Source organism: Wolbachia endosymbiont of Leptopilina clavipes (genome assembly GCF_006334525.1).
Lineage (GTDB): Bacteria > Pseudomonadota > Alphaproteobacteria > Rickettsiales > Anaplasmataceae > Wolbachia.
The window spans coordinates 16,173-28,258 of the sequence record NZ_QJHA01000006.1 but is presented as its reverse complement, the minus strand read 5'-3'; the positions used below and the strand labels follow the sequence as shown (position 1 = coordinate 28,258).

The following is a 12,086-nucleotide window of genomic DNA, read 5'->3' as shown; positions in this document are numbered from 1 at the left end:
AGAGGAAGATGGTTATTGGATGTCAGGTATAGATAGTGGTGCACTAAAAGGTCAGGCAGCACTATTTTGTGCAATTCGAGCATACAAAAAGAATATAAATACAGCAGAAAATACAATCCTAAACCCTGAAAAAGCTAATGAAGCTTTAGGATTTATAAGTTATTTAATAGAAAAAAAGCAAACTCAAATATCAAAGATTGTAATGAAAAAACTCCTCTAGATACTGCTATATTTTTTGACACTCCAGAGATAGTAGAATTATTAATAAAAGCTGGTGCTGATCTTAATGCTGGAAAGAAAAAAGCAGAAGATGTTTTAAATTATGCTGTTACTGTAGGGCATATAGATATAGGGAAAGCTGCAATTCGATATATTTTGGAACATGACTCACACTGGTTAACAACTTCAAATAAACCAGATCTTCTCAATGACCAACAAGAGTTATCAGTCTACTGGGACGAATATAAAGCTCAAGTTAAAGAACTTCATGATATAGTGGAAGATAGAATTGACTTGACTGGTGACGGCTCTACCCGTCCTATAATGAGAACAATAAATGGCTTTTTAGATCATGAAAGTAGAAAAAATCTAGTAAAATCATCATTCATATCTAGTGCTGAGGCACCAGAAAATTTTTGTCCGAGAAAGCTGGCTGTTATAAGTGTAGCTGCAATAACCTGTGCTTTAGCGATATACTTTCTTGCTCCATTAATAATGGGTTCCTCTATTGGGGTTGGCACTCAATTGGCATTAGGAGCTGTAGGTGCAGTTGTAGGTGGTGGAATTGGAATCTTGACCAATGTGGCAATAGATCAATGCTACGTTAATTTAGCTGCTCAGAAAGCTGACTAAAATTAAAGCGTCATAGATTGCTAAAACTCCATGATTGTGTAGTAATATAATATTACTTTCCTCAAGCCTTTAGCTCCTCAAACACTTCACTTGCTCTATTTAAAACAGAGTCAGGAAAACCAGCAAGTTTTGCTACATGTATTCCATATGACTCATCTGCAATGCCTTCAATTACTTCATGTAGAAAGATAACCTCTCCGTTCCATTCTTTTATTTTCATACAAAAACATTTCACATTTTCTAAGTATTCACCTACTTTAGTTAATTCATGATAATGAGTTGCAAAAATGGCGCGGCACTTATTTACATTGTGAATATGTTCAATCACTGCCTGTGCAATAGATAATCCATCATACACTCCTGTGCCCCTACCAATTTCATCAAGTATCACCAAGGAACGATCTGTTGCCTGATTTACTATCGTTGCTGTTTCGATCATCTCTACCATGAAGGTAGAATAACCAGCTGTTATATTATCTGTTGCACCAACCCTGCTAAATATCTTGTCAATCACTCCTACATGCGCACTCTCTGCTGGCACAAATGACCCCATGTGAGCTAAAACTGCAATGAGAGCGTTTTGCCTCAAGAAAGTGCTTTTTCCAGCCATATTAGGACCAGTAATTAGATGTATACCAGCTAAATTGATGCTATTTGCAATGAATTTATCGTTAACTTCAACCACTGGATGTCTTCCGCTACAGATATTGAACTCTTTGCTGTCATCAATGATGGGTTTTACGTAATTATTTTGCACTGCAAGCTCTGCAAACGCGGTTCTAATATCAAGTTTTGCCAAAGCATTTGCAGCAAGAGCAATTTTTTCAGATTCTTTAGCGACTTCACTACACAGTTCACTAAAAATTTTCATTTCTAAGCCGATTGCAGCATCACGTGCCGTAAGAATTTTATTTTCTAGTTCTTTCAATTCATTAGTAGTGTAGCGCATGCTATTTGCTAAGCTTTGTCTATGAATAAATATATCCGAAGTTATTTTGTGATTTGCCGATACTTCAACGTAATAACCGAGTATGTTGTTATGTAATATTTTAAGTGCGGCAATACCAGTTAGGTCGCGATAAGATTCACGGAGTTTGGTTATTAGTTTATTACTATTATTTAATATGTAGGATAACTCAGATAATTCTGAGTTGTATTTTGAGTGAATAAATCCTCCTTCTTTCACGGAACTGAGGTTATTATCAAGTATAGCACTATTTAACAGTTCAAATAGGTCTTTATGATTGCCAAGGCTTTTATGTATTGTGCTTAGTTCACTTTCGTCACTACTTATCACCTGAGTAGTAGACACTGGTTCCTTTTCTCTGGTCAAGCACTGGAATGACATCTGAGAGTTAATTTCTGATTTTTCACTTAAACAATAATTATGCAAGGTAGACAGAAACTCAGACAACTCTAAAGTTTTTCCTAGGCCTATTTTTAATAGGTTCATATCCTTTGGTGAACCACACCCTAGTATTAAGCGCGATAAAGACCTCTCAATATCTGGAATGTTAGATAATATCTCTCGTATTTTTCTGCGTGGCTCATGATTATTTACAAAAAATTGAGCGGTGCTGAGCCTCAAATTAATTGCCTTAGAGCAAGCAAGGGGTGAAGCGAGCATTTGTTTGAGCAGGCGTCCACCAGAGGCTGTTACTGTGTGATCAATAACTGAAATTAGTGAACCTTTCTTTTCACCAAATTGAGTTGAAAACAACTCAAGGTTTCTCCTTGCTGAAGCATCAATAAGCATGAAATTTTGTTGCTTATAGGTTTTTGGGAATTCAAGCCTTGGAATGGAGCCCCTTTGTGTTACTCTGACATATTCAAGCAGTGCACCACACGCCATGATTTCTACTTTGCTGAAATTTCCTATACTCCCAAGTTCCCTGATTTTATAAAACTCGCATAACGTTCTGTGAGATTTACTATACTCAAAAAAGCTCTGTGCGTGTTGCGTAATTGATATTTTATAATTTTTTAAAATCGATCTAATTTTTTCGTCCTCAGTGAATTTTTCAGAAATTAATAATTCTCTTGGTGATATACGCAATAAATCACTATCTAGAGCTTTCAAACTCGTTAAAATGTGAAAAAATTTTCCCGTCGATAATTCAAGCCAACTAATAGCATATTCGTCATTTTGTTCAACTATGGATGCGAGATAATTATTGCTTTTATCCTCCAGTAGTGAATCTTCTATAATTGTACCCGGAGTTACAACTCGCACTACATCACGTTTTACTATGGATTTATAGCCCCTCTTTTTTGCTTCATCAGCAGTTTCTAATTGGTCACAGATTGCTACTTTGAATCCTAAATCTATTAGCTTGTGCAGGTAAGACTCACTACTGTGTGCTGGCACTCCACACATCGGTATTTCTTGCCCATTTGAATTGCCCCTCTTGGTTAGCACTATATTCAGCAATTTCGCAGCTTTAATAGCATCATCGAAAAACAATTCATAAAAATCGCCCAGTCTATAAAACAATAGATGATCCGTGTATTGAGCTTTCAAATTTAAATATTGCTCCATTACAGGGGTATTTTTTTCTCTTATTAAGTTCATAACATTTTTAAATATGTTAGCAGCAAACCACTTACTCTGGTGTTGGTTATTTTATTATGGATCAATAATTTTTTTTAGCTATAGTACAAAAACAAATAGTTTGAGGTAGAATTATGGAATATGAACGGTTGTTAAAAATATTAAGGACAATAAGTGACTTAAATGAGAACAATATAATCGAAAGGGTAAAAGAGGAATTGGAAAAAGAAGATCCAGACACGTATAAAAAGTGGCAAGATAATGGATTTAACATAAATTATACATTCGATGATCAAAGTACATTGTTACATATAGCTGCTAGAAATGATCTTGTAAAGATAGCAGAGCTTTTAATAAAAAAGGGGGTAATGTTAATACAGCAGATCAAGATGGATGGAATCCTTTACACTTTGCTGCTGCAAGTGGTAGTATAGGAGTGGTAGAGATTCTCATAGCAAACGGGGCTAATGTTAATACAGCAGATCAAAATTGGTATACTCCTTTTCATTGTGCTGCTCACAATGAAAATAAAGAGATAGTAGAACTCCTATTAGACACTGGAGCTAATGTTGATGCAGTAAGTCAGGCTGAGAGTACTGCATTACATCATGCTGTTTCTGCTGAAAATTACCAAGTGGAAATAGTAAAAGCTATCATAGAAAAGGAAGCTGCTGTTGACATAGCGGATAAATACGGGCGTACTCCGTTATGCTGGGCTATTAAAAATGGCTATTCAGAAATAGCAAGAATTCTACTTGAAAACAAAGCAGATCCTTTATTGGGACATAAAAGTTTTAACACATTAAAGCTCTTGATTGAATTAATAAAAAATGATTTTAAGCACTCTAAGAAAGCAGAAGAAACACAGCAACAAGAGGATGATGAATATGAATTGATTAAATACTCACTGGTACTTCGCAATGACTGTTCTTTAACTGATATTGCTGAAAGAGGTGCATTTGGTAAGTTGATATCTACGTGGCTTGTTGACATGTCCAACTTAACAGAGAGTCAGAAGGAGTTGAATAAAAATTCTTAAGTACTTTTAAAGACTTTCCACATGTTACTTATAAGGATTATAAGAACGATGTTGAAAAAATTAAAAAATTTTTACTGGATCATAAAAGTAATCAAGATCTAAAAACCATCCTCAACCTTAAAAGAGGAGAATCTAAACTGACAATACTGCATATTCTATCAAGTATGGAATGTAGCAATGCGGGAGAATTCATAGATTTACTGTTGAATTCAGGTGCTGATCCTAATGAAAAGGACGACACAGGAAGAACACCTTTACATTATGCTACTCGTTCTGGTCATTGTGATACAATTATCAAATTGCTTCTAAGGAAAGGAGCTAATCTTGATATAAAGGATAAAAAAGGTAAAACCCCAATAGAATTTGCAGTTAATAATCCCAACCTTAATATTAAAGAGTACTTTTTAACTGATGATGTTATTTATGGAACTTTTCGTAAAAAACACAAGTTGACTATAATGGAAAAAAGTATTTGTGCAAAAGTGTAAATCTATGGGGGGAGGATTTTCTACTAGATGAGCAAGATCCAGGTAAATATTTTTGTAAATTAGATGAAGTTCAAGACATAAATCAGCTAGAACAGGTTGTAAATGAAGCTATAAAATCTAGGGTAAGGTTCAATCTTACTCGTGAGGGAAATATATATGAAAATACTTATGAGAGTAGGTATAATTTTACAGATTATGTAATAAGAAGAATTAGTGAATTAAAGATTTTTCAAGGTGAAAGGGACATAGAAGTTGCTAGTCGCATAGTATGTAATTTGGTAAAAAGAGGTGCAGTATTTGAAACTCTAAGTAGTATAATTGTAATTGATAAACTAGAGAAGTTTAAAGACCACAAAGCTAATCTTAAAGAAGCACGTAAAAGCTATATACATTACTCTCTAAGGTTTTTGGAAGCTGCAAAAAACGCAACTACTGGTAAGGTAAAAGAGGCAAAAATGGACAACTTCACTTTCTACTTGAAATACTCAAAGAATAGTATAGTCGAGGTTGCAAAAATCATAAATGGAACAGATGAAAGCACAGAATTTCGAAGAGACGTGATAGCAATCGGTGAAAGCGAGACAGAAATTTTAACAGAAGGTGGGGTAAGAAATTATACTGACCTTATAGGTAATATAGTACTGCTTTTCATACTGATTTGGGAAAAGTAGATGCTAGATTGTATTCTGATGTCCAAGATGAAGGAAAAATTATAGTAGAAGTGAGTAACAAGGAGGAAATATTGGAAAAGTTTAAAAATTATAAAGAAGAGTTAGGTGAGAACTGCTTGCTTGGTGGTTCTTCTGTCTACGACGCTATTAAGCAGGGATATTTTAAAGGCCTGAGGAAGTAGATTCCATATATCATGTAAGTTCTTCATTAGAAAATATATCTTTATTTCCTATTGTACAACAGAACATAGAGAAAATTCGCTCGCGAGGTTATGTTGCTTAGCTTAAGTTTAAATTGCCAAAAAATGAAAACTTCATCATACTGAAGGAACTACTTTTTTGCTAGAAGGCAAAGCAGCAAGGAGCGAACCAAAAGCGATAAGAAAGGATCCAAGCCAGATTATAGACATTCCAGGTTTATAGTGCACTTTAGCTGCAATTTTGCTCTTACTCTTATCAATCTCTCCAATTACAACATAAATATCAGAAAATAAATTGTGGTAGATACTGCTTTCAACATTTTTCTGACCTTCCGCAAGGTAAAATCTATATTCAGGAGTTACTTCACCTAATATCTTATTATTCAGCAAATTCCTGATATCCATTGTACCCCTCACTGCATGGAAATTTTTTTCTTTTATTAGCTCAATATTTCGTAAAGTAACTTTAAATTTATTGACTGTTATGCTGTCTCCTATTCCCAAGTAGTTTTCTTTTTTCTCCTGCCAACCAACTGAATAAGATATACCAAGCACTAGAATTGCCACTCCAGCATGAGCAAGCATCATTGCATAGTAGGACTTAGAAACTCTTCTTGCTAATAAAATTGATTCACCAAATGCTACCTTAAATAAACAAATTCTTTTACTATATGCTTCTAAAACAAAGATTAATAATGCTATGGAGATGGTAATTGATAGCACAATCATTAGCTCCATGTGAAAGATAAACGGCAAAATAGCTGCAGCACTACAAAATGAAAATCTATATTCACGGAATATTGGCAATAGACTATTTCCCTGCCAACTGCAGTATTGCCCTATCATGGTGAGCACTAGAATAGCTAGTGCAATAGAGTTAAATAAAGAATTGTAATATGGTGCTCCAACTGAAATTAATTCACCGGTTAAATACTCAAGCACTGTAGGGTATAAAGTGCCAACGAACACGATGAAAAAGGCAGTGATGAATAATAAATTGTTCATCAGCATCATCGTAAGGCGTGAAAAGAATCTTCTACCCTCTGTCACTTGAGTAGCAGATTTCTTTTCAGATTCCAATATCGAATACTGGAAAGATGTGTGATTCTTTCTCGTAAACACTACAAATATTACTAAGCTACTGACTGTAATTACACCAAGTAGAGCTAATATATACAATCCATATCTTGGGTCATCTGCAAACGTGTGCACTGAGGTAAGTATTCCTGAGCGGACTAGAAATGTTCCAGTCACACTCAATATAAAAGTTGTGAGCGTAAGTAAAATAGCAACATTCCTTAAAGTATTGAAATTTCGTACAACGAGCAACAAATGTGTCAGCGCCACTGCAATTAGCCACGGCATCAAAGAAACGTTTTCCACTGGATCCCAAAACCAAAATCCACCCCAACCGAGTTCACGATATGCCCACCAGCTACCCAAGCTGATGCCCAAAGTGAGCAGCGACCAAGAAATAAGTACCCAAGGCCTGACAATTTTAGCCCAAACATTTCCTTCAGTATTTAAAATTAATCCAGCTATAGAGAGCGAAAAAGGAACGCTAAATCCAAGGTACCCCAAATATAATACCGATGGATGAATAGCAAGGCCTATATCCTGCAATATCGGATTAAAACCCAGTCCATCTGTTTCAATGCCTGGCATTTTAGTGAAGGGGCTGGATTCAAGTAAAGTGAACAGTAAAAAACAAAAGCAAATCAAGCCTTGGGTGATAAGAGATATTTTTTTTAATTTACTACCATTAGTTCGTTCTGGTGTCATTCCAGTGCTTGACACTGGAATCCAGTTTTTATTACACTGCCATTTGATGTACTCATTTGCAATTAAATTGTCTGGATCCCAGTGTCTGGGCACTGGGATGACAGAAGGTATATAAATATCCATTAGTAATAAATACATGACAAGCACTAAGGTCCAAAGCAACATAGACCCTTCTTTATTTCCCCAAACACCACAAATCTTATAGATCAAAGGTTTTGTTGTGTGTGAGTGGTAATATACGTTTTCAAGTGAGAAATCATTTTTAATGTGGCAGTAGATCAAAATAGCCATTGATGCTGACACACAAAAAAATATGGCAGAGGAGACGAATCGGTAAGAACTAAACGGTAGAAACAAATACGTTAAAGATAACAAACAGGCTACCAATAACAATATATTCCCAAATTCAGGCATAAGATTCATATAATGATATTACTAATAATAAATTGGGAGTTAAAGTTTTAATATAGGAACAAAGTTAATCTTCAATTATATTAATAGTAAGTAAAAATTAAGCATTAAGCTTTTATACTTTATATTATATAACATTAATATTGTGAGGTAATATTATGGGCACAACTAAGATTAGTGAATTTCTATTCAATATAAAAGGTAAAGTGGCAAAACAACATGCTGAACCAATAATTGAAAAAATCTCTATACTATTTTAGGATTCAAAGATGTAGAAGATTTAGAACATAAGACAAGTAAGTCCGTTAACAAAAAATTTGGCAGCTATTTATTGATTGCTTTACAAAGGAAATAGATTATGTAGCAACTAAGCAAGTTGTAAACGTTGTTTGTAATATTGCCAAAAGTGCCCAAGGCAATGCTTTTACTGAAGCTGAAAGCTTAATCTTAAACGAAAAACAAGATAATAAAAAGAGAGAAAGAGCGATTAAAAAAGCTACTAGTATTTTAAAAAAAATCAATCCAGAAAAAGCCTTCAATGAACTTTCAGTAATAAAAAAACAAGCCGAAGATTTTTTACAAACCGATTTTTATAAGGCGCAGAGCAAACCACTGCCAGGATTTGCTACATCTGGTGCGCAGCTTTTTGCGGAAACTTTGAAATATATAGAAACACTAGAAAAATTATCAGAAGTTAAAAAGGAAGATTTAACTAAGAGTTTCCTATTAAATTATATTAGTTCACTGAACAAAAAGTATCCTAAATCACAAGGTAAAAGGGAAGATGCTATACGAATACTATCAAGCGATGAGTTGAAGAATTTTTATAATAAAGGTGTAGAGGAAGGAATACTACAACCGCTGGTATCATATAAAGAATGCAGAAATCTGTATGATAAAATGAGCCAAACAAAGAATGAATGTATAATCAAAAAAGAAGAGCATGAGAAAGCAAGTAAGTCAATAACCAGTATAATTAGTGACATAAAAAAATGTAGAGAAGCATTCCTTAATTGCAAAAATTTTCAGAGCTCCTACATAAAGGAAAAAGCAGAACACCCATTTAGAGGCACCTCATGTCAAAAAATGATTGATATATATCAAGAGAGAATTGCTGGATATCAGGAAAAAATTCGTCAAAACCTAAACCAAATAAGAGCAATATTAAAAGATACGCCGCAAGATGTGAAGGAAATAATCAATTGTGTGCATGAAGCAGAGCAGTATGATGAAATTTTTGATTCGGCTTTAATTTGTTTACCGAACATACAGAATAAGCTAGATATTCAACCAGAAAATCCCCTAACAGAACTCAGAGCTTCACAAATTAACGTTGAAATTGAGCTAACTAGGCTCTGTGAACAAAATATTAGAGTAAGCATGTGAGTGCTTCAACAAAATTCAAAAAACCAATAAAGACCTCATAAGTCTTATCAAAACAGGAGATTTCTAATAGTGGCAAATACCATGTATTTCTTTCAATTTGCCACTATTACGCCACCTAAATCATACATTGTCTTCCAGAAGGAAAATTTTTGTTCCACTGGCAACCACCTCATGTATAGCTTTACTTCCATAATAAGAAAAATGGCAAAAGCAATTTTAGATCTACTCTAATAAAAGCCTATTTTCCTTGAAACTAAAATAGCTACTAAATGTGATAATAATATGATCTATTAATTCTATTCCTATGCTTTTGCAAGCTTCTGCAAGCTGTCTGGTGAGAAACATATCGCTACTTGAAGGCTGTATATCTCCACTTGGGTGATTGTGGGATATTACAATCGATGTTGAGCCAATCAAAAGAGCGCGTTTTATGATCTCTCTAACATAAAGAGGAGTTTGATCTATTGTACCAAAGTTTTGTAGATCTTCTGCTATTAGACGATATCTTTTATTCATATAGATAACGCGAAAATTTTCTTTATTAAGGCTTCCTATACTTGCTTTTAAATAATCAAGCAATTTTTCCCAATTATTGATTATAGGTAGGTCCTTTACTTCTTCTCGTGCAGAACGAACAAAAGCCTGTTTAACACAAAAGATAGCAGATATAGCTGCATTACTAACTCCTTCGATATTCTGCAGTGCTTCTAAATCGGCATTAAAAACCTTATTCAAACTGCCGAAAATTTCTATCAAATTCTTTGCTACTGGCTTTACATCAATTCTACTATATGCTGAATATAAAATGTGTTCTAAAATCTCATAATCAAGTAATGATTGTCCGTTATCTGAAATAATTCTCTCTCTTAGGCGCTTTCTATGACCTTTTTTGTAATCTTTCATTATTCATGAATTGCTTATCTCTTATAATAAGAAATTGAATTTTTAAGTAAAATATTTAATAAAACACATGAAGCATAATTGTAAATTTTTGAAGACAGCAAATGAAAGTAGCCCCTCTCTTGTCATCCCCTGCTCCCTCCTTCTTGTCATTCAAGTAGCCTCTATCCCAGTGCTCTTTCTATGTCATCCCGGTGCTTGACACAATGGGATCCAGCCTTTCTTACCAACAAAAACCTAGCATAACTTTTGTGCTCAAAAAATTTCCAGCATCAAGTGCTGGCCTGAAGCTTTAGCTGTAAATGTTAAGAAATTTACCAAGCGAAAAAAAAGGCAAAAAAACCCCGTGTAACGAGTTTTGACCCTATAATAATGTAAATTGGCGCTGTAATAATGCGCTAACACTTAAAATAAGCGCGTTTTGGCTGAATGTAGAAAAAATAAAAAAGACATGCAGCCGCTATAATTTTTATGTAATTTGCCAATAAATATCTGAGTTTTTACTGAATTTTTGTTGTTGAACCCGCGCGGATCGAAAACAAGGATAAATACTCTTATTGTCATAATAAGGGGGCTGGCGCAGTTTGTCAAGGAAGTTTTATGCGAGAGATCTATTGAAATGCTCGTGCAAAATCATACTATTAATTAGTACACTATAAATTTAAAATTATAAATATGTTAAGCAAATTAGTAACTTTGCTATTAATTTTTATATTTCCTTTTTACTCATACTCATATCAGTTTAGAACCAAAGCAAAGCAAGCAATTGTCTTAGATTTAGCTTCAGACTCGTTCATTTTTGAACACAATTCCAGGGAAAAAATGGCCCCATCTTCAATGAGCAAATTGATGACTTTATATGTAGCTTTTGATTATCTAAAAGCTGGAATAATAAAAATGGAAGATAAATTTCGAGTAAGTAGAAAAGCATGGGAAAGGAAAGGCTCTTCTATGTTTTTGAAAGAAGGTCAATTTGTTACGGTAAAAGAACTACTTGAAGGAGTTACAATTGCCTCAGGTAATGATGCATGCATAGCGCTAGCCGAGGGTATTGCAGGATCAGAGGAGAATTTTGTTGCTGAAATGAATGAAGTTGCACAAGATTTAAATCTTAATGATAGTCATTTTGTTAACTCAAGCGGGTGGCCAGATGAAAACCATTTTATGAGCGCAAAAGACTTGGTAACACTGGCAAAAAGGATTTTTACTGATTTTCCTGAATACTATGATCTATTCTCTGAACAATATTTGACATATAACGATATTGTACAAAAAAATAAAAATCTTTTACTTTTCCATGATATTGGAGTTGATGGTCTAAAGACAGGTCATACAAGTGCTGGTGGTTATGGCATTATAGCATCTGCAAAACGGAACGATAGAAGAATTTTTGCTGTCGTGAATGGTTTGGACACCGAGAAAGAGCGAATAGAGGAAGCAAAAAGACTAATACAATATTCCTTAAATCATTTTAATACCAAGAAAATATTTGCTAAGGATAGCGTAGTTGAAGAAATAAATATTGTTTATGGAAAAGATAAAAAAGTGCCCGTTACAGTTGCAAACGATGTTACCATAACTTATAACCGCAGATTACATGATAAAATTAAAGTGCGTATTGAGTATAAAGATATGGTACCCGCACCAATTAAAAAAGGTCAAGAAGTGGGCAAAATTTTTGTAGAAATACCTGGTACTGAGCAACAAACTATACCTGTTTATGCAGCAAATGATGTGCAGAAATTGAGCTATATAAAAAAAATTTTTAGAAAGTTGTTTTAATCAGCAAATGTAAGTTAAGGAGAC

12 protein-coding genes and 1 pseudogene are annotated in these 12,086 nt (G+C 34.2%); 10 read left to right on the top strand and 3 right to left on the bottom strand.

Features of this window, described 5'->3' with window-relative positions:
• The first annotated feature begins 19 nt into the window (after positions 1-19).
• Positions 20-220, top strand: a complete 201-nt coding sequence (locus OUY_RS06165; RefSeq protein ID WP_246038528.1) for a hypothetical protein — start codon at positions 20-22, stop codon at positions 218-220.
• Positions 221-375: 155 nt separating this feature from the next.
• Positions 376-852 (top strand): hypothetical protein, encoded by a 477-nt coding sequence (locus OUY_RS06160; protein ID WP_246038527.1) that lies wholly within the window; start codon positions 376-378, stop codon positions 850-852.
• A gap of 61 nt (positions 853-913) precedes the next feature.
• On the opposite strand, the gene mutS is transcribed toward OUY_RS06160, so the two are convergent.
• Positions 914-3,424 carry a DNA mismatch repair protein MutS gene (gene mutS, locus OUY_RS00615; RefSeq protein WP_139686418.1) on the bottom strand — a complete coding sequence of 837 codons (2,511 nt, stop codon included), beginning with the start codon at positions 3,422-3,424 and terminating at the stop codon, positions 914-916.
• A 113-nt stretch (positions 3,425-3,537) separates the two neighbouring features.
• On the opposite strand from mutS, the gene OUY_RS06155 reads away from it, so the two are divergent.
• The 6 genes and pseudogenes from OUY_RS06155 to OUY_RS06130 all read left to right on the top strand — a co-directional run bounded on the left by OUY_RS06155 (position 3,538) and on the right by OUY_RS06130 (position 5,783).
• Complete coding sequence (locus tag OUY_RS06155) at positions 3,538-3,837, top strand: ankyrin repeat domain-containing protein (protein WP_246038525.1); 300 nt, start codon at positions 3,538-3,540, stop codon at positions 3,835-3,837.
• A pseudogene (locus OUY_RS06150) lies at positions 3,825-3,944 on the top strand (ankyrin repeat domain-containing protein); the annotation flags it as partial. The gene OUY_RS06155 and the pseudogene OUY_RS06150, both read left to right, overlap by 13 nt.
• The gene (locus OUY_RS06145; RefSeq protein ID WP_342777210.1) at positions 3,939-4,442 is read left to right on the top strand and encodes an ankyrin repeat domain-containing protein; all 504 of its coding nucleotides are present in this window, start codon (positions 3,939-3,941) and stop codon (positions 4,440-4,442) included. The pseudogene OUY_RS06150 and the gene OUY_RS06145, both read left to right, overlap by 6 nt.
• Before the next feature lie 164 nt (positions 4,443-4,606).
• Positions 4,607-4,930 (top strand): ankyrin repeat domain-containing protein, encoded by a 324-nt coding sequence (locus OUY_RS06140; protein ID WP_246038523.1) that lies wholly within the window; start codon positions 4,607-4,609, stop codon positions 4,928-4,930.
• Complete coding sequence (locus tag OUY_RS06135) at positions 4,915-5,601, top strand: hypothetical protein (protein WP_246038521.1); 687 nt, start codon at positions 4,915-4,917, stop codon at positions 5,599-5,601. The genes OUY_RS06140 and OUY_RS06135 overlap by 16 nt, the downstream gene beginning before the upstream one ends.
• Before the next feature lie 8 nt (positions 5,602-5,609).
• Positions 5,610-5,783, top strand: a complete 174-nt coding sequence (locus OUY_RS06130; protein WP_246038519.1) for a hypothetical protein — start codon at positions 5,610-5,612, stop codon at positions 5,781-5,783.
• Between the two features lie 135 nt (positions 5,784-5,918).
• Here the strand turns inward: OUY_RS06130 and OUY_RS00605 are convergent, their stop codons facing one another.
• Positions 5,919-7,997, bottom strand: a complete 2,079-nt coding sequence (locus tag OUY_RS00605) for a heme lyase CcmF/NrfE family subunit (RefSeq protein ID WP_458695224.1) — start codon at positions 7,995-7,997, stop codon at positions 5,919-5,921.
• 654 nt (positions 7,998-8,651) lie between these two features.
• On the opposite strand from OUY_RS00605, the gene OUY_RS06125 reads away from it, so the two are divergent.
• The gene (locus OUY_RS06125) at positions 8,652-9,380 is read left to right on the top strand and encodes a hypothetical protein (RefSeq protein ID WP_246038517.1); all 729 of its coding nucleotides are present in this window, start codon (positions 8,652-8,654) and stop codon (positions 9,378-9,380) included.
• A 222-nt stretch (positions 9,381-9,602) separates the two neighbouring features.
• Here OUY_RS06125 and radC read toward each other — a convergent pair whose 3' ends face one another.
• Positions 9,603-10,283: a RadC family protein gene (gene radC / locus OUY_RS00595; protein WP_010401931.1), complete on the bottom strand. Its 681-nt coding sequence runs from the start codon at positions 10,281-10,283 to the stop codon at positions 9,603-9,605.
• Between the two features lie 672 nt (positions 10,284-10,955).
• On the opposite strand from radC, the gene OUY_RS00590 reads away from it, so the two are divergent.
• Entirely contained in the window at positions 10,956-12,062 is a 1,107-nt protein-coding gene (locus OUY_RS00590; RefSeq protein WP_010405178.1) for a D-alanyl-D-alanine carboxypeptidase family protein, read from the top strand.
• Positions 12,063-12,086 lie beyond the last annotated feature (24 nt).

Bases quoted from the DNA above. Each gene is read 5' to 3' on its own strand.
- OUY_RS06165 (WP_246038528.1), top strand. From the start codon at position 20: ATGTCAGGTATAGATAGTGGTGCACTAAAAGGTCAGGCAGCACTATTT.
- mutS (WP_139686418.1), bottom strand. From the start codon at position 3,424: ATGAACTTAATAAGAGAAAAAAATACCCCTGTAATGGAGCAATATTTA.
- OUY_RS06155 (WP_246038525.1), top strand. From the start codon at position 3,538: ATGGAATATGAACGGTTGTTAAAAATATTAAGGACAATAAGTGACTTA.
- OUY_RS06140 (WP_246038523.1), top strand. From the start codon at position 4,607: ATGGAATGTAGCAATGCGGGAGAATTCATAGATTTACTGTTGAATTCA.
- OUY_RS00605 (WP_458695224.1), bottom strand. From the start codon at position 7,997: ATGCCTGAATTTGGGAATATATTGTTATTGGTAGCCTGTTTGTTATCT.
- radC (WP_010401931.1), bottom strand. From the start codon at position 10,283: ATGAAAGATTACAAAAAAGGTCATAGAAAGCGCCTAAGAGAGAGAATT.
- OUY_RS00590 (WP_010405178.1), top strand. From the start codon at position 10,956: ATGTTAAGCAAATTAGTAACTTTGCTATTAATTTTTATATTTCCTTTT.